This window comes from Glaciecola nitratireducens FR1064, from assembly GCF_000226565.1.
GTDB lineage: Bacteria > Pseudomonadota > Gammaproteobacteria > Enterobacterales > Alteromonadaceae > Glaciecola > Glaciecola nitratireducens.
On the sequence record NC_016041.1, the window covers coordinates 2,534,881 to 2,551,920 of the forward strand.

The 17,040-nt window shown below is 41.6% G+C and carries 14 protein-coding genes, 1 other RNA gene and 1 riboswitch; of the genes, 2 read left to right on the plus strand and 13 right to left on the minus strand.

Annotation, left to right across the window (positions count from 1 at the left end; genetic code table 11):
* Positions 1 to 20: 20 nt before the first annotated feature.
* The 4 genes from pnuC to GNIT_RS10935 all read right to left on the minus strand — a co-directional run bounded on the left by pnuC (position 21) and on the right by GNIT_RS10935 (position 3,766).
* The gene (pnuC, locus tag GNIT_RS10920; protein WP_014109266.1) at positions 21 to 614 is read right to left on the minus strand and encodes a nicotinamide riboside transporter PnuC; all 594 of its coding nucleotides are present in this window, start codon (positions 612 to 614) and stop codon (positions 21 to 23) included.
* Complete coding sequence (locus GNIT_RS10925) at positions 611 to 868, minus strand: YkoF family thiamine/hydroxymethylpyrimidine-binding protein (protein WP_014109267.1); 258 nt, start codon at positions 866 to 868, stop codon at positions 611 to 613. The genes pnuC and GNIT_RS10925 overlap by 4 nt, the downstream gene beginning before the upstream one ends.
* 11 nt (positions 869 to 879) lie before the next feature.
* Positions 880 to 3,048 carry a TonB-dependent receptor gene (locus GNIT_RS10930; protein WP_014109268.1) on the minus strand — a complete coding sequence of 723 codons (2,169 nt, stop codon included), beginning with the start codon at positions 3,046 to 3,048 and terminating at the stop codon, positions 880 to 882.
* Between the two features lie 50 nt (positions 3,049 to 3,098).
* Positions 3,099 to 3,201: riboswitch (TPP riboswitch) on the minus strand.
* A gap of 136 nt (positions 3,202 to 3,337) precedes the next feature.
* Complete coding sequence (locus GNIT_RS10935) at positions 3,338 to 3,766, minus strand: acyl-CoA thioesterase (protein ID WP_014109269.1); 429 nt, start codon at positions 3,764 to 3,766, stop codon at positions 3,338 to 3,340.
* A gap of 65 nt (positions 3,767 to 3,831) precedes the next feature.
* Here GNIT_RS10935 and GNIT_RS10940 point away from each other — a divergent pair, with 65 nt between their 5' ends.
* On the plus strand, positions 3,832 to 6,093 hold the full coding sequence (locus GNIT_RS10940) for a tRNA(Met) cytidine acetyltransferase TmcA domain-containing protein (protein WP_014109270.1): 2,262 nt from the start codon (positions 3,832 to 3,834) through the stop codon (positions 6,091 to 6,093).
* Between the two features lie 147 nt (positions 6,094 to 6,240).
* Here the strand turns inward: GNIT_RS10940 and GNIT_RS10945 are convergent, their stop codons facing one another.
* The 8 genes from GNIT_RS10945 to GNIT_RS10980 all read right to left on the minus strand — a co-directional run bounded on the left by GNIT_RS10945 (position 6,241) and on the right by GNIT_RS10980 (position 16,111).
* Positions 6,241 to 7,506 carry a tetratricopeptide repeat protein gene (locus GNIT_RS10945; RefSeq protein WP_014109271.1) on the minus strand — a complete coding sequence of 422 codons (1,266 nt, stop codon included), beginning with the start codon at positions 7,504 to 7,506 and terminating at the stop codon, positions 6,241 to 6,243.
* A gap of 3 nt (positions 7,507 to 7,509) precedes the next feature.
* Positions 7,510 to 8,106 carry an energy transducer TonB gene (locus GNIT_RS10950; RefSeq protein WP_014109272.1) on the minus strand — a complete coding sequence of 199 codons (597 nt, stop codon included), beginning with the start codon at positions 8,104 to 8,106 and terminating at the stop codon, positions 7,510 to 7,512.
* 1 nt (position 8,107) lies between these two features.
* Positions 8,108 to 8,506 (minus strand): ExbD/TolR family protein, encoded by a 399-nt coding sequence (locus tag GNIT_RS10955; RefSeq protein ID WP_014109273.1) that lies wholly within the window; start codon positions 8,504 to 8,506, stop codon positions 8,108 to 8,110.
* Between the two features lie 11 nt (positions 8,507 to 8,517).
* Entirely contained in the window at positions 8,518 to 9,042 is a 525-nt protein-coding gene (locus GNIT_RS10960; protein ID WP_014109274.1) for a MotA/TolQ/ExbB proton channel family protein, read from the minus strand.
* Position 9,043: 1 nt separating this feature from the next.
* Positions 9,044 to 10,408: a MotA/TolQ/ExbB proton channel family protein gene (locus tag GNIT_RS10965; RefSeq protein WP_014109275.1), complete on the minus strand. Its 1,365-nt coding sequence runs from the start codon at positions 10,406 to 10,408 to the stop codon at positions 9,044 to 9,046.
* 5 nt (positions 10,409 to 10,413) lie between these two features.
* The gene (locus GNIT_RS10970; RefSeq protein WP_014109276.1) at positions 10,414 to 11,178 is read right to left on the minus strand and encodes a DUF3450 domain-containing protein; all 765 of its coding nucleotides are present in this window, start codon (positions 11,176 to 11,178) and stop codon (positions 10,414 to 10,416) included.
* A 360-nt stretch (positions 11,179 to 11,538) separates the two neighbouring features.
* Positions 11,539 to 13,158, minus strand: a complete 1,620-nt coding sequence (locus GNIT_RS10975; RefSeq protein WP_014109278.1) for a tetratricopeptide repeat-containing sulfotransferase family protein — start codon at positions 13,156 to 13,158, stop codon at positions 11,539 to 11,541.
* 106 nt (positions 13,159 to 13,264) lie between these two features.
* Positions 13,265 to 16,111: a TonB-dependent receptor domain-containing protein gene (locus GNIT_RS10980; RefSeq protein ID WP_014109279.1), complete on the minus strand. Its 2,847-nt coding sequence runs from the start codon at positions 16,109 to 16,111 to the stop codon at positions 13,265 to 13,267.
* 457 nt (positions 16,112 to 16,568) lie between these two features.
* On the opposite strand from GNIT_RS10980, the gene GNIT_RS10985 reads away from it, so the two are divergent.
* Complete coding sequence (locus GNIT_RS10985; protein WP_014109280.1) at positions 16,569 to 16,847, plus strand: late competence development ComFB family protein; 279 nt, start codon at positions 16,569 to 16,571, stop codon at positions 16,845 to 16,847.
* A 29-nt stretch (positions 16,848 to 16,876) separates the two neighbouring features.
* On the opposite strand, the gene ffs is transcribed toward GNIT_RS10985, so the two are convergent.
* An RNA gene (ffs, locus tag GNIT_RS17915) (signal recognition particle sRNA small type) lies at positions 16,877 to 16,973 on the minus strand.
* Positions 16,974 to 17,040: the final 67 nt, after the last annotated feature.

Consider the following 17,040-nt stretch of genomic DNA (forward strand, 5'->3'; position numbering starts at 1 on the left):
TTGCACTAAAACCACCTATCTCATCTTAAATCTTTGCGCCAATTTAAAAAGCCGTAAACTGACATCGCAGTATAAAAGAACATTAATAAGCAAGTTAAATACAGCCCACTTTGGTACATAAGGTAAGCACTTGCAGGATTAACAATTAACCAATAAATCCAATTGTCTATTTTTTTACGCGCCGTCATTACCGTTGCTATCACGGAAAACACTGCCGTAGCTGCATCTAACCAGACCCAATCTCCCGTAAACCACTGATTGCCAATCTTAGTTAGCAGTATTGTAGTAGCACAGCCAAAAATCACTAACAAGAGATGTATTTTAAGGTCCATGCGAGTGACGGGCAGTGACGATTTATCTTTGCCTTCCTTCCAACTCAAAAAACCAACCACTGCCATCAAGATATAATAGAAATTTAGCAGCATTTGAAAAACTAAGGTAACTTCCCAAAATAAATAAACGTAAATCCCTGTACCGATAAATGCGCAGGGCCAACACCATATATTTTGTCTAGCCGCTAAAATAACGTATAAAATAGCGAGCACAACGGCGAGCAGCTCCAGCAGACTCTGCTGCTGGAACTGCTGAACTGCTACATTAAAAAACTCAGTCACACACCTGAGCCCATTTTGTCTCCATTTAAAAATTTACAAACAAACACTGCTTGACCAGTTTCCATGTAAGTGCGCTTCATCTCCTTGCCTAACACTGACATGACGTGTTCGTAATCACCGCTAATAATCGTGCTAGCGGCAGATGTGCTGGTTTCAAGCCCTGTATCTTCATTTAGTCTATCTATAAAGGCTTTTATAGGTGCAATATACTTTTCATTGAGTGGATACAATGAGATATCAACAACGAGCTTCATCCATATTCTCCTTAAAAATGATAAGTTGCTGTAACACCGAGTTGACGCTCTTGGCCGAACTGATAGTAAGGTTCAGCCGGGAAGTAGCCATCTCTGGGATCATTATTGAAGCCACCAAAACCTCTCGTCGGCAGCTTTCTATCAAATATGTTCTTAGCCCACAGTTGAATCTGCACGTCGTCCAATTGCCAATTAATTTCTGTATTAAATACGGCCGTGAATGGCGCTCGTTCGTCGTGACCCACTGAAAAACGATGGCGGTCCTTGCCCTCAAACTCAAGGACCCATGCGACATTATCAGTAATGTCATACTGGCTAGAAACATAAAACGTGATTTTAGGTGACTGAGCCTGTTTCTGTTTGTCCACAAAGCTACCGTCAACAAGTTGATAGTTACCAAAAGTTGCATCCAAGTATCCAACGTTGACAATGGCACTCAGGTTGTCACTCAACTGCCAGTTACTCGAAATCTCCATGCCCTTATTAATACCCGTATCAGCATTACCAATAACATCGATAAACTCAACTGCGCCGCTGCCATCTTCTCTATTCAACACAGCAAAATCACTTACCTGTGCATCTTCTCGCTGCATATAGAAAAATGTTAGTGATATGTTTCCTGTAATGCCGTCGTCGCTGTCTACCTTGCCTTTGATACCAAGTTCATAGTTCCAGTTATATTCAGGCGAAAATAGGCGATCGCTTTGTGAAACACGCTCGTCAGCGTTAAACCCGCCTGCTTTGTATGACCGCGAAATACTGGAATGAAAGGTTGTTTGCTGGATCATATAGCTGACGCTTAACTTGGCCGCTAGTAGGCTATCATCTAAGACTTCAGAAAATCCGTTGCTATCAATGTAGTCCGCATCGAATTTCTCTGCGCGAGCACCCGCCGTGATTGAGAGAGGCTCAGATAATTGCCAACTGCGCTCACCGTATAATGCTATTGAATTCGGCTCATATAGGCTTGTGAAGTCGTCACTTGCATAGGTATAAAAGCGAGTAAGGTCTTGTTCACTTTGCTGATAATACATTCCAATAACCCAGGGTGAACTTGCATCTACAGATGCATAACGGGCGTCAATTGTCTGATTGCTGACGCCTCTTTCGTACTGATCGAACGAACTATACTCGTCTGGATGAAAGCCAATATATGTCCAGTCTTCGTCATAGCCATAGTCCAGATCGGCATTAAGCGTGGTGAGCGAAAGTGAAAAAGAATGTTCACCTAAGTCTTGAATATATTTAATGCTGGCAGCTTGGGTGTCGGTGCGATCAAAGCCTGGCTCATCAGAACGTGTTTTATTGTCGTTATCTAAAGAAAACGCATCGTAGCCGTTATCAACATCGAAATGGTACAGCTTTATTTCTACATCTGCAGATTCTGAAATCGCATAGTCTACTGCTAGTTTTGCATTAAACTCGTCAATATTGTTGGTATCGTCTCGGTTTAAATAAATATTATCGACGAAACCATCGCTGTTAACTTTTTGTATGGCGATGCGCGCATTTAATCCGTCCGCTAATTGGTCTGAATAAGCGGCGCTGAATCGCTGCGTATTGTATTGTGCAAAACTTCCCTGTAGGTAGCCTGATTGTGAATCGGTGGCAGCATTACTCACTATTTTGATAATACCTGCCAAACCCGTCGCACCGAATCCAGTAGATTGTGGCCCAGATAATACTTCGACTTGTTGAACATCAAACAGCGCACCCAAACCGCCTAGTCCAGAAAAATTGATTTCATCGACAACCAGCGCCACAGAGGCGTTAATTGGTTCAGCAAATAAACTGCGCTCACCTATACCTCTAATTTGAATGAATTTGCCTCTTGATGCGCCACTGCTAAAATTCAGGTTGGGAACGATGCCGAGGATATCTTCAAGTTGCTCCGCTTGGCGCAAATCTAAAGAGCGTTGGTCAAGGACGGTAACACTAGTGGCTAAATTATCCAGGCTGCGCTGACTAAAGTCCGAGGTAACAACGATACGCTCAACGGCATCACCTTGCTCATCGCTATTATTACTGGAAGTGACTTGCGCTAAAGCGGCTGGATTGAAACTCGCACCGAGTACCGCAAATGCTACTGCCGATGCAATACGATTGATGCTATAAGATCCTTTTTGTTGGTTTGCAGGTTGCGAGTACGTGTGTTTCTTTACTGTTTTACTGTTTTTCATTTGGTTCTCTTCATGTCTTAGAAAAGAGCCGGTGTTGGAGCAGGTAATTGAAGTGTTTATACAACCATTCCTACGCCGGTACTAACCGGATCAGGTAAATAAGGGTTTTCAAATGAATCTCAGCAGCATATTGCTGCACCCCTTGGCTTAATGCGTTATTGAAAACGCTGCAGGCATGATATCAACAAAGAGTTGAAAGTAAATCAGTGAATTGACTAAATTTTACTTTTTAATCTACGATTTACAAAATCGTTACAAGAGTGGGCTGTATCCACCTATATTGCTTGAATTAATTGGTAACTCCCGACTCTACGTTTAACGATTTCATTTCTAGCTCTATTTGAGATTGCAAACCTTCCATTGTTTTACCGTGCTCAACGGGCTGTCTTGTTAAAGGATCGACTCTAACAAACACAATATCATCAGCTAAACAGATAGTTTTTTTACTCGCTTTATTGCGAACTAAGCACGTTACCGTAATTGACGTTCTGCCAACCTTTTTAGTTACCAGTCCAAATTCGACAATATCACCTTGAGTGGCTGGCGATTCAAAGCTTATTTCACCAATATGTTTCGTTACTAAACAATTTGTTTCTAACTGACAAATTGCGTAAATAGCAGCTTCTTCATCAATCCATTCCAATGCCCTGCCTCCAAACAGCGCATTCGCATAATTTAAATCATTTGGCATTACTAAACGTCTGGATAAAAAACGCATTTTTTTCCTTATCAATGTAGAATAATCGGGTTTGAGAGGCATCATTATAAAAGAGAGTACGCAGATTGACAGGCAAATCGCTCATTGATTGGTTTACAAAGCGGCAAACAAAGTTAAGCCATAGGCAATTATTGCTTATTAGTGGCGATGCTGAATGGTGTCAACAACAAACTGAACAACTGCTACAAGATGCTCGCTCGCCTACTTTGCTGTTGAGTAAAACAGCATTGAACTTTGATAGCATCACTAACCACAGTTTTATAACTGCCTGTCAAATATCGCAATATAAACAGCAACTTGGTACTGAATATGACATTGTCATCTACAATGCTTTTGATGGCCTAAAGCCGAGCGCACTTTATGCAATAGAGGGAGTAATAAGAAAGTCTGGATTACTTGTCATACTATGCCCTAACTTTGAAAACTGGGCAGAGTATGAAGCAGCGCATGCGGGCATTGCATTTAGCTTTAATACGCAACACCCAACAAGTCTTTTTATTGAAAGAATGCAGAAAATCTTGCTCAAAGATAAATCTGTTGCGCATATCAATCAACACGAGATCCACCTTCCCTTTGCTCGTGTTAGTGAGCATTTGCAGAATAAAGCTTCCCATATTCAACGCTTGAAATATAACAACTTGCAAAGTGAATTGAGTTCCAACCAGCAAGTTGCGTTTAACGACTCACTAAACAACATGAAAGCAAGCAAGTCTATTAGTTTGCTTACAGCTAAACGCGGAAGAGGAAAGTCGACCCTATTGGGCCAGCTTGCGGCCGAGATAGTTACGAGGAGCAGCGACGCTGAGGTATATATTGCAGCACCTCACATCAATAATGCGCAACGAGCTCAAATTGAGTATAAGAAAATCGTTAAGCATCTGGTATCAAACACTGCATCGCAAATTCACAAAGGCTGCAGAAAACACATAAAGTCAGAGCTTGAATTTATCGCGCCAGATCAAATATATCACCTACCTAAACAATCCATCCTAATCGTCGATGAAGCAGCTGCTATTGCGCCATCAATTTTATTATACGCGTGTAACAAATTCACCCATGTCGTTATGGCTACAACAGTTGCAGGTTATGAAGGCAGCGGTTTGGGTTTTAATCTACGAGTTTTACCAAAACTAAAGGAGTTGAGCTGTTCATTAACTTCGTCATTTCATCATGCCGAATTACATAACCCCCTGCGCTGGTTCGAAGAAGACGCCTTAGAAGCATTATTCACAAATATCTTTGCCCCCTTTGTGACTGATTTAACGTTGCCAGCTAATCAATCACAGCAGCCCCTTTCGCAATTTCATCTTCCTTACGCTGAAAACAAAGCGATTGATTCACACTACCATCACCTCGATAAAAAATGGCTAATTACGCATGACAATATACTGACTCAAGTTGTTGGTTTGTTAACGCAAAGTCACTATCAAACAACACCAGATGACTTGATGCGGATCCTTGACGCATCAGACCAGCATGTTGCGGTCTTAGCAAATAGTGATGACTTGACCCTCCCAGACGTTCTCATAACTTCGCTTGCCGTTGTTGCGCACGAAGGGAACGTCAGTTTTCCACCTAACGACCCGCTACTGGAAGGAATATTAAGTGCTCAACGTAGGGTTAATGGACATCTTGTTGCGCAAAACTTAACAACAACTTATTGCGAGGATTGGTTCATGACAGCGAAAAGTTGGCGTATTAGCCGTATCGCTGTCGTTCCGGAATTCCGTAGATTGGGCTTAGGCAGCTGTTTACTGCAATATGTGAGGCACTCTGCTGAACAAGCCGAAGTAGAATACCTCTCAACCTCATTTGGATTAACTACTGAACTACTGTCATTTTGGTATTCACAAAATTATAATCTGGTGAAGATTGGGGCAAGAAGAGACACATCTAGCGGAGAACACAGTGGCATCATGATCGCCTCGTTAACCACAAGCGCAGATAATAAGTTTGCTTCTTATCACTCTGTAGCGGTAAACGATATAGACTATTTTTTACAACATATTCTAAAACTGCACGGAAGCTCAGATTCATTTCTATTAATGCCAGACTTTATTCAGAAGCAGCGCGATAAAAGTGCCCAGCTGACTCACAGCAGCTCTTTAGCAAACTCTCTTCATGAACTTCGAATAGAGCAATTTAATGCCCAAAAACGCAGCTTTAGCAATACTGCAGCAAGCATTTACGCCCGCTTACAAAACAAAAATGACGAGGCATCGGAACACCTGCAAACCCTATTTGAAAGAGCTCATCACAAGAATTTATCAAAGGAAGAAAAGCAAAAAGTCCTTTCTGAACTCAGGCACAAACTTCAAAATAAATAGCTTCACCATGCGCTTTATTAGAACTTAACCGACATTTTCTTATGAGTCTCATGCTTTACACAAATGAGCAATAAGGTCTCCAGCCCGACCTTTATTTTAAACAAAAAAAAGCTCCTAAAAAGGAGCTTTTTTGCAGTGCGAGCCTGATTAAATACTAATGCCTCTGTTCGATGCTTTAGTCTTTATATACGGTTCCCACGCCAATGCATTTTTACGAATACCTGAATCTTTTTTAGCTTCTTGCGCAGCAGCCATGGCCGCTTTGTAATCACCTAAATAGAAATAAGCTTCGATAAGCGCATAATGAACTTTACCTGCATTTTCTTCGTTATTAACCAGCGACATCTTCAACGCTTCTACAGCGCCTTTGTAATCACCAGCCGTTAACAACATTGAACCTTGTCTGCGATAGAGTTCAGGGTCAGAAGCAACCTTTGCAGCTTGACCAAAATACGATGCGGCTTTCTTAAATTCACGAGCTTGGAAAGCAGAGTTTGCTACGGCAGATAAAGTGTCTTTATCTTTGGGTATTAAACCTGATTTCATGTGCTTTTCCATCAACGCAGTTGCACGATGTGGAATACCATTCACGCTAAATAACTGAGCAAGCTGTCTATGTTGAGTCGCCGTAGTTAGATGACCCTGCATGTATGCTAACTCAAACATCGTAAGCGCTTTAGCATAGTTCTCAGAAATCTGATAGAACAAGCCTGCGTTCTTGTACCAAGCATTTGAATCAGGAAATATTGGAAGTGCCGTCTCAATGACTTCGATAGCTTCTTTATATTTCTTCTGCTCATAGTAAACGCTCATTTTAATTGCATATGGCGTTTCTTTCGCAGGATCTAAAAACTGGATAGCTTTGTCTGCCGGAGCGATAACCTTATCCAATTGCTTCATCTCTTTATAAGCGTTAGCAATTTTAAGATAAGTCATACCGTCTTCTTTACACGTAAACTCCATCCACTTTTCAAACCAAGCTATAGCTTCTTCGTAGTCACCAGCTTCGTACTTCAAATCGCCGACTAACTTTATAATCGGCGCATGATCGTTATCGTTTAATATTTTAACTTTAACGGCACGTTCAAGATAGTCTGCAGCTTCTGCTCTTTTACCAGGTTCTGAAACTAATAATTGTCCCAAAAATCTGTCGACAGATGCTCTGTCAAAAGGGTCGTCTGTTTCTATCTCATACAGCAACTCGATAGCTTCTTTGACCAAATCTTGATTGTAAGCTTCAAAGGCTTTGTTCAGCTTTTTACCTACTTTCTGACCTAGCAGCTGCGTTTTAGCTGGTTTATAACCAGGACATTGAATTGCTAAGTTGGCTTGCGCCATAGACAAGGTCGAGTAAGACCCCATCACGAGTGCTGAACCGATCAACAATGAAGCTTTGAGAGTTTTAAATTTCATAACTTATTCTCCTAGCTTAAAGTCTAATTGAACTTCAAGTCCAAATTGCTTTTGAGCAACGCCATCAACGATTTTCGGACGATACTTCCACTTTCGAAGTGCGCGTTTCGCGTTGCGGTCGAAGATGCGCTTAGGATCAGCGTCAATAACTTCTACGTCTTCCACACCGCCCACTTCATTGATAGTGAACGACAGACGAACCCAACCTTCTTTACCATCGCGAGATGCTTGAGGTGGATAGTCTGGTGGGATACGCACGATTGGCGCTGCGTCACCGTCACGCATTGCACCTACACCGCCAACTGAAGTACTGATGCCACCAGTATCAACAGCGGGTATTGATAAGCTAAAGCCAGAAGCGTCTGGATCAGCTGCATCGGGTTCAACCAACTCAACTTTTGGTGGTTCTTGAGGTGGTGGTGGCTTTCTCACACGCGTCTGCACTTCGTCGTCAGGCTTTTGCATGACGATATCAATAACAGGCGGTGGAGGTAGTGCTTCCATTGCTTTTCCATCGTTCTCGACCAACTTAGCCATAACAATGAATAGACCAAAGGCAATTGATGCACCAAGCAAAATGGAAACTATAAATCTAACCATGTTAACTCCTCACCGCTATTGCAACGCGGTCGATACCTGCTTCCTTCACTTGATCCATCACTTTGACCACAATGCCGTGCTTGGCTTTGGAGTCTGCTTGGATGAAGACAACTTCAGAAGGTTGCTCTGATAATAATTTTTCAAGATTTGCCGCGACAGCTTCCACTGACATTTCGCGTCGATCCATCCAAACATCACCATTTTCGGTAATCGCAATAAATATGTTTGCTTTCTTCAGCAAGACTGCTGTTTCGCCTTCAGGTTTATTAACATCAATACCTGCTTGCTTAACAAAAACAGTCGTTACAATGAAGAATATTAGCATTATGAAGACAACGTCCAGCATCGGCGTCATGTCGATCTGAGCGTCTTCTTCTTCAACTCTTACTTTACGACCCATGATAATCTCTCTTAATGATGTGGCAGGCTATCGACCAATGTCTCTCTTGCCATCTTAGCTTTTGCTTCAAGGCGAGAACTGAAAAACAGTCCAGAAAGAGCTGCAACCATTCCAGCCATTGTCGGAATTGTTGCCATCGAAATACCAGCAGCCATTATTCTTGGGTTACCAGTGCCTTGCGTTGCCATACTCTCGAATACACCGATCATACCGGTTACTGTGCCTAACAATCCAATTAGTGGACACATTGCCACCAATGTGCGGATGATTAGCATTCTTGCATTCAATGAATCTGACGCCTGTGAAATCCACGTGTCACGAATTCTATGCGCATACCATGACGTAGTATCTTTTCTAGCATCCCAATCAGCGATGATTTGCTTCTTCACCCCTGGAAATACTGAACTCAAATACCAATAACGCTCTACCATCAAAACCCACATTAGGAAGAGCGCGGCAGCAACGAAATACAACACGTCACCGCCGGTAGCGATAAAGTCCCTGACAGATTCCCATAATCCGATCAGGTACAACATATTAAGCTTTCTCCGACTCTGCGCTAGTTGCAATGAAGCCAGCAGTTTGCTCATCTAATACATGAACAATTGACTTCGCTTTTGCAGCTACGATGCTGTGCACTAGAATAAGTGGAAGCGCTGCAATGATACCTTGAGCTGTTGTTACAAGTGCCATAGATATTGAACCAGCCATGATTCTTGGGTCACCAGTACCGAACAATGTGATTTGTTGGAAGGTTTCAATCATACCAAGTACCGTACCTAATAGACCAAGTAGTGGAGCGATTGCAGCGAATATCTTAATGATATTGATGCCTTTATCAATGCTTGGCAATTCACGTAAGATGGCTTCATCTAATTTAAGTTCTAATGTCTCTACATCAGCTGCTTTATTTTCTTGATAAACTGTTAAGATACGACCCAGTGGGTTCTTCGTATTCGGAGCATCAATATTTTTAAGCTGTGAACGCATTTTTGCGCCAGTAGCAGAAAGTGTTAGGAACTTGTATAAGCCAACAAGCAAACCAATCGCTAGCATAACAGTGATCGTATAACCTACTGGACCACCTGCGTGATATCTTTCCATCATCGTCGCTTTCTGCTTGAACAAGTTCAAGATTGCACCACGTGAAGGATCCACATATACCGGGATGAAACCATCTGAAGCGCTTGCTTGTAGAATATCTTGCGTTGTTGCTACTTGGTAACCATCTGGTTGACGGCCAAGCGGCTGCACTGTGTTATCCGCATCATCATATACTAAGTAACCTTGGTTACCGACTAAGTTGAAAGTACCGATACGAAGAACCGTTTGCTTCTCTTTACCACCATCCAAATTAAGTACTTCTGTTTCAAACTTTTCAACTTGACCAGACGCTGTCATTTCTGTTTGAAGAGAAACCCACAGCTCTCTTAATTCTTTAATATTTGGAAGTCCTTTCGAATCTTTAGACATTTCACCTAAAAATACGTCGCGACCCGGATATTGTGCGCTAACAATTGAAGTAGAAATTCGACCGTATGCGTCAGCAGAAGCTTGACGAACAACGCCAAACATTTCACCAAGGTCGCCCTTCGCTACATCTAACTCAACTTCTTTGTCGACTAACGCTTGCTCGTTTGCTGCAAACTGGTTAGCTAGGCGATCGCCACGGCCTTCTTCAGCTTTTAAATCAGCCTGAGCTTTACGCAAAAGTGCCTGCTTATCAGCACGCTCTTTGCGAAATTCAGCTTCACGTTGATCGTTTACGCGTGATTGCGCTGAACCTTCTTGCTTCACTTTCTGTAGCAAATCTTGCAGTGTTGTTGACGACTGAGCTTGTGCAAATGACGCTACACAAACCATTGCCGCTGCAGCAACAAGTGTTTTAATTGTTGGTTTCATTATACTTACTCCGCAGCTTTAATTGGTAATTTGATAAGATCTTCAGGAACTAGGCCCTGTGCCATTCGCACAGCCTGAATGATAGAATTAAGATACTCATCACCTAGCTTCTGGTAACTGCGGGAATCGTTATCCCAAGCCCAAGCACTCTTCTGATCTTTTGACAATGCTAACAAAGCAGTACGACCTAAGTTGAAGAAATCAACAGATACCTGCTGTCCGCTATCTTCGATAGTACCAGCGTAAGTCTCAATTTTAGAACCGTATTCGTTTTCTGTCTGGTACGCTTCAAGCACTACGCGGAAACGTTCTGCAACCGTAACGCTGGAATTAGACATAACGTCGCGCAGTCTTTGTACACGAGCAGTACGCTCTTCGATATTAATTGGAATATCTAGTTTGATAAACTCTTCAAGACTATCGATCATGTTAAACATTAACGGAACGATGTTTTGTCTCGTTTCATCAATTGAATCAATCTGTCGTTGCAGTGAGTCGATGCCACGCTGCTGATCTGCGACTAGATTGGCCAAGTAATCATTATATACCTTCAAGCTTTCAGTTGAATCAATGACGTTTCTGTATTCCGCCAGCATTTCTTGTGATTGCTCGAAAAGGTTATTAATTTTCTCTTGAGATTGCGCTGCTGCTTTATGGATCTTAGCTTCTTCGTTTTGTAAATCCTGAAGCTGATCTGCAGAGACGATCGAAGCATTCCCTAGTGCTAATGCACCCAGAACGCATGACGCTATTTGAGTTCTCTTGCTCATTTTGGACATATTCCCAACCATAGTTTTGATGTTCACGCCGTTAACAGTAACTGGCGTCGAAATTATAATTATAATAGTCGTGCATTCAAAAAATCGATGCACTCGCCTTAGATAGTCACAGGATGTTATGTAAATGTCAAGAAAACGCAGAGGCTAAGTGCCAATTTTTTGTAGGATTTATTGTCTGCTTTAAGCAAAAAATAATACGTTGGGAAATGCAAATAAACAAATGTCATGAAAATACGCAAAACAAGCCTTATTACTTGATTTATGCTTCTATTTTCAGTAGACCAACAAATAGAACGCATGTTATTTGTTGGATTAAAAAAGCGCAAATTCTGCGTTAATATTGACGAAAGCTTAAAGATTCATCCATTTCAGGTATGGTTGAACTCTATTTATCGCATTTTTGTGCAATGGTTTTCTTACTTGTGCCATTGATGCAGTGCTAACAAGTTGCTTAGATTTATAAAATTTATCGAAGTTACTATCGGCGCTAACACCCAAAAACTGCTGAATTTCGCTCATAACGTCACTGGGGTGACTAACTAAATCTTCATACTTCACAACCTTTATATCATCTGCATAAAATTGTTGCCAAAAAGCAAGAAGGTCAAGATGCTGTTGATAAAAAGTACAAATATCAGATAAATTACACGAATATGGCTGGTAAAGCCCAAAATGCTGAGTGTAAATAGAGAAAACGCTATTGGTTTTCTCTCGGCAAGTCCAAACGAACTTTGCTTTAGGAAATAGTTTCTTTATGTACCCCAGAAGCAAAAAGTTTTCAGGCTGTTTGTCTAAAATCCTCAGCTTGCTGTTATCTACTGCTGAGTTTGTCTGCTCACTAATCCGCGTTAGGTATTTCGTAATAGTGTCTAGCGCTAACTTGTTTTTGAGCAACAGCGGTGCCGAAAAAGTATTTGAATCAGCAAGTAGCTGCTTACGAAAAACATCAATCTCGCCACCAGAAATTAAGTTTGGATGAGTCGCAAGCATACTCTCCAGCAAGGTGCTCCCCGACCGAAATAAACCGCATATAAACACAAGTTCTGTATCATTGCTTGGCACCTCAGCACTGAAATCAAAACTATCTTTAATCAGTTCACACTGGTCAAGACTCTCTTTCACAGACGCTGATGTACGCCATTCAGCGTCAAGCTTATTGGCTTTCTCATAGCAACTCCAAGAGTCATTGTATAAGCCCGCTGACTCATAAAACCGGCCTAAACTGAAAAGAGCATCAACAGTGTCGATGGAAATATCAGCTGAAGACTGTACCGACAAGAAACATTCTAGTTCCTTAGCGATTTGACGTTTACCCTGATCTTTTTCGATCAATTCAAGCGCTCTCGTTAAGCCCTTTAACTTGTAATCGTGATAGGCTGCACAAGCTACAAAAGCCTCCCCTGCCTCAGCCAACTTTCCTTCTCTTTCTAATAGTCCTGCTAAATTAAATTTAGCCTGCACGTAAGAGGTATTGAGCTCAAGAGCTTTTGTATAATGGTATTTGGCTTTTTCTGCATCCAATAACTCTTGTGAGTAAATATTACCAATATTGCAATGTACTTCTTCTGGGCCTTCTATGTTGAGCATCAAAGCCTTCTCATAGGCCTTTATTGATGCGTTATGATCGCCTGTGAATTTGGACATGTAAGCTAAATTAAACCAAGCAGACGCGTTTTTAGGGGCTTTCCCAAGATAGGATTTAATGACTCCAACAGCCAGAGTGAACTGTTGAGCCTGGAAATAGAGAAGAGCAAGTTGATTGGTCCACTGATAGTTGAGCGGCTGTTTATCGATAAGAAGCTGTAGGCTCTCTTCTTGCCATGATTTTTGCTTTGAAAGCAATGCTATATCAAGCATTAAATGCAGCTCTCTTGAATCGAGAGAAGCTGTATTTAATACTAAAATATTCCATGCTTTGTGTAAATGACCCGCTTTAGCTTGCTGTAGCGCGCTTTCAAATATGTTTGCCAAAGAGCGTCCTGTTTTTAATTTTGGGGACAATAAATCCCTTACAATAAATCAAAAAAAAAGCAGCAGGTTAACCCTGCTGCTTATTTATTAGTCTAACTAAGTTAGCTTAGAACTTGAATGTTACGCTTGCATGCAGGTAACGACCTAATGTGTCGTAGAAACCAGCAACAGTGTTAGCATTTGAAGACAATGCACCGCCAACTAGTGGTGGCTCTTTGTCTAGTACGTTGTTAACACCAACTAATACACCAGTGTAGTCATTGATTTCGAAGCTACCTTTAAGATCCAAGTAGCTCTGTGAACCAATACCGTCATCTTTAAGCAAGATTCTGTCAGCAGAACCAACATAATCTACGCCACCAAAGTAACGCCATTTAGCCGATACTGACCAGAAGCTGTCAGACGAGTAAGTAACTGTCGCTGTATGTCTCCAATCTGGCTGTGCAAAACAGTCAGTGCTTACGTTGCCAGCACAATCATACTTAGCAGTTTCATCACCTGGGATTGCATCATACTCTTTAGTCATCATGTAAGAACCGATTAACTTCGTAGTAATTTTACCATCGCCAATTTCGTAGCTATGGTTAACACTTAAGTCAATACCTTCCCATTGACGACCCGCAAGGTTGATAGACGTTGCTTGAACGAAACCAGATTGACCAACCCATAAGCTACCTTGAGCATTACGGTTTACGTTGTCACAGTATGAAGCAGCACCAGTTGTAGCACACTGATTAACAGTTAGTTCAGCACCAACTGCACCGATTACGTCTTCCATCTCAATGTTCCAGTAGTCGATTGAGAAGTTAAGATCGTCAGTAGGTTGACCAACTAAACCTAAAGTATAAGTATCAGCTACTTCTACTTGTAGGTCTGGGTTACCACCAAAAACAGCATTATATTGTGCAGCAGGGCTAGCAGCGATATTGCCGTACTGTGCAGCAGTTACACCAGTGTTAGCACACTGAGCAGCAGATAGCTGTGGGCTAGAACCTGAACATGGATCTACACCAGACCATAAGCCTAATGATTGTGGAGAAAACAATTCAGCAACATTTGGCGCTCTTACAGCGCGGTTGTATGATGCACGAAGCTTGTAGTTTTCAACAACATCGTAATCAGCAGCAATTTTATACGTAGTTTCGCCGCCTGAAGTACTGTAATCAGAATATCTTAGGCCAGCTTCAACTGTTAAGTTTTCCAAAATAGGAACACTTAATTCAGAGAAGATTTCTTTTACGCTGTACGAACCAGCGATTGAAGCTGTTGGACCACCTTGACCTAACAACAAACCTTTTTCGAATACTTCATCAGACAATCTTTCAAATTCTTCTTTTCTGTACTCTGCACCTAATACAATCGCAAGAGGAGCATCAGCTGAAGGCAAAGTGAAGTCTAGATCACCCGTTACATAACCAGTCAACACAGTCTGTCTTGTTTCACCATTAAGAATACCAACACCTGTTAGTGCGCCAGCAGACTCTGGTGTTACACCGTTAAGTGTAAACACTTCATATGGGATACAAGCACTATCAGCAGCACAGGCTTCTGAATCTACAGCAGTAGTAATACGCGGGCCAAAGAAGTCATTGATGTACGCAGCAGAAGATGCAGATGTACCGAACTGGAACGACGTATCGTAATACCAGTTATCGTTAATCTCACCTTTAGTACCTAAAACGATTCTTATTTGGTTATGCTCTAAGTTCGAAGCACGCGGGCCACCTTCAACGTTACGTTTACCGATGTAGGTTACGAAATTTTCACCAGATACTACACCTAGCTCGCTAGTAAGCTGGCTTCTCTGAGTGTCGCTAAGTAATGGGCTATCGTAAGCGATTTCGTAAGCTTCGTTAAAGAACGTACCTGACTCAGCGATTTGCGCTTTAGTTACGTCACGCATTACCGATGTTTCTAGGTAAGGGTTAAAGTGCTCGTTGATTTCGTAGTTTACGAAAGCACCAACGCTGAAACGCTCATCTGGACGCAAGAAATGGTTAACTGGAGCAAAGTTATAGATGTTACCTGATGAAGGAATTTCGAAACCAGTTGAGTTCAATGTCCAATAATCATTGAAGTTATTGAAGTCATAAGAACCGTCATCAGCAATTGTACCCATATAGAAGTTAGGTATGATTGCGTTACCAGAACCACCACAGCTATTACCCGCAGTGCTAAGTGCACAAGAAGAATAGTCGCGCGCTTCTTGTCTTAATTCATTATCTTTTCTATACGTTGCATAGGCAACCGCATGACCTTTACCGCCGTCGAATGCACCGCCGATAGTTACGTCAAAGTTGAATGAAGAACCGTCAAGACCGCTGTTACCTTCAGGATATTCAAAGCCTCTTGCATCCATCAAGCCTTGGATGTAATCGTTGTCATTGTTATGCTGGTAAGCACCAGTACCAACCGTCATCTGAAGACCTTCAAACTCGGTATCCATAACGAAGTTAACAACACCCGCTACTGCATCAGCGCCGTAGACAGTTGAACCACCACCAGTTAACACTTCAACGCGTTTAACTAGTGCCGCTGGAATTTGGTTAATATCAGGCGATTGTGAATAAACACCACCTGGCTGTAAACGACGACCGTTAACTAGCACTAGTGTTCTCGAAGCACCTAAACCGCGCAAATCAAGGCTGGCTGTACCAGAAGCGCCGTTTGATAGAAAGCTCGTTTGACCCGCTTCAATTTGTGGCAAGCTGTTCAACAAATCTTCAATACGTGTGAAACCAGAAAGTTTGATTTCTACGTCAGAAGTGATTTGAACTGGGCTTGCAGTTTCCATATCGGTTCTTTGGAATCTTGAACCCGTTACCTGAATTTTTTCGACTACTTCAGCGCTTTCTTCCTGAGCCGCAGCATTACCTGCTACACCAACTAAAGAAGCTGCACTGAATAGACAAGCCAATTTTACTGACTTTGCTAACTTTGAATTTGTAAACATTTATGTCTCCCTAGACACCGTGAACCCGTAGGTTCGAGTGAGATAATCGTTTGGACGATTTTTTTATATTGTATGGGATTACATTCCCATATCCGCAATAATATACACAGCCTATCAGCGCGGTCAACACCTGTAGTGAGATTGTCAGTAATAATAGGTGCTTCGGGAATGTTGCAAGCATGTAAATTGTTAACTTCAATTAAACAATTTGGATTATAGATCCTAATAAAATCAAATTTAAAGGATGCTTAAACCAAAAAAAAGAAAAAATAAAGCTTAAAGAACCGATTAGCAAATTTTTTGATTTAAATTTATACAAAAAATAACATTTAGCCACGGTTCATAAAATATACAAAAATATAAATAATTAGAAAATAAACGAGCATTATACGGTTTTCGCAATATTTGCCGATATGGATTAATATACAAAGCATTGATAAACAATGACGGTGAGAAGATGAAATTAGATGACGATATTCATAATTATTACGAACACTTGGTTTTAGAAAAAATTGAAGCGCTTGGCCTTAATCAGAACAAAACAGCTGATTATCTGGCAGACCTTACGTGTTTGGTATTGAATCAGCTGCCTCCAAGATACATTCGCTTTGAAGTGGATATGGCGTTTTATTTGCCGCAATCAGAGCGCAGACAAATGGAAATGAACGTATCGCATTCGGTTAACAACGCCTGCAAGTACTTAGATGCTCATCCGAAGGAAGAATCTTTAGAGTAAAGTGAATATATAAAGTGGAATTGGGTGGCAAGCCCCAGCCACATCTCGGCACATGAGTCCTTTGGTACGGCTGCTCCCTTCCAGGCCTGACCGGATTTCCAAAATATCATTGCGAGAGAACCAAGGCTCACCATAGAAACCGTCTTGAATACAAGACGGCGTGGAGTATGCCGATTTCTGCGTTTACTTGCAA

What these genes read in the sequence shown, in the direction of transcription:
- GNIT_RS10925 (WP_014109267.1), bottom strand. Translation starts at nt 868, where the DNA reads ATGAAGCTCGTTGTTGATATCTCATTGTATCCACTCAATGAAAAGTAT.
- GNIT_RS10930 (WP_014109268.1), bottom strand. Translation starts at nt 3,048, where the DNA reads ATGAAAAACAGTAAAACAGTAAAGAAACACACGTACTCGCAACCTGCA.
- GNIT_RS10935 (WP_014109269.1), bottom strand. Translation starts at nt 3,766, where the DNA reads ATGCGTTTTTTATCCAGACGTTTAGTAATGCCAAATGATTTAAATTAT.
- GNIT_RS10945 (WP_014109271.1), bottom strand. Translation starts at nt 7,506, where the DNA reads ATGAAATTTAAAACTCTCAAAGCTTCATTGTTGATCGGTTCAGCACTC.
- GNIT_RS10950 (WP_014109272.1), bottom strand. Translation starts at nt 8,106, where the DNA reads ATGGTTAGATTTATAGTTTCCATTTTGCTTGGTGCATCAATTGCCTTT.
- GNIT_RS10955 (WP_014109273.1), bottom strand. Translation starts at nt 8,506, where the DNA reads ATGGGTCGTAAAGTAAGAGTTGAAGAAGAAGACGCTCAGATCGACATG.
- GNIT_RS10960 (WP_014109274.1), bottom strand. Translation starts at nt 9,042, where the DNA reads ATGTTGTACCTGATCGGATTATGGGAATCTGTCAGGGACTTTATCGCT.
- GNIT_RS10965 (WP_014109275.1), bottom strand. Translation starts at nt 10,408, where the DNA reads ATGAAACCAACAATTAAAACACTTGTTGCTGCAGCGGCAATGGTTTGT.
- GNIT_RS10970 (WP_014109276.1), bottom strand. Translation starts at nt 11,178, where the DNA reads ATGAGCAAGAGAACTCAAATAGCGTCATGCGTTCTGGGTGCATTAGCA.
- GNIT_RS10980 (WP_014109279.1), bottom strand. Translation starts at nt 16,111, where the DNA reads ATGTTTACAAATTCAAAGTTAGCAAAGTCAGTAAAATTGGCTTGTCTA.
- GNIT_RS10985 (WP_014109280.1), top strand. Translation starts at nt 16,569, where the DNA reads ATGAAATTAGATGACGATATTCATAATTATTACGAACACTTGGTTTTA.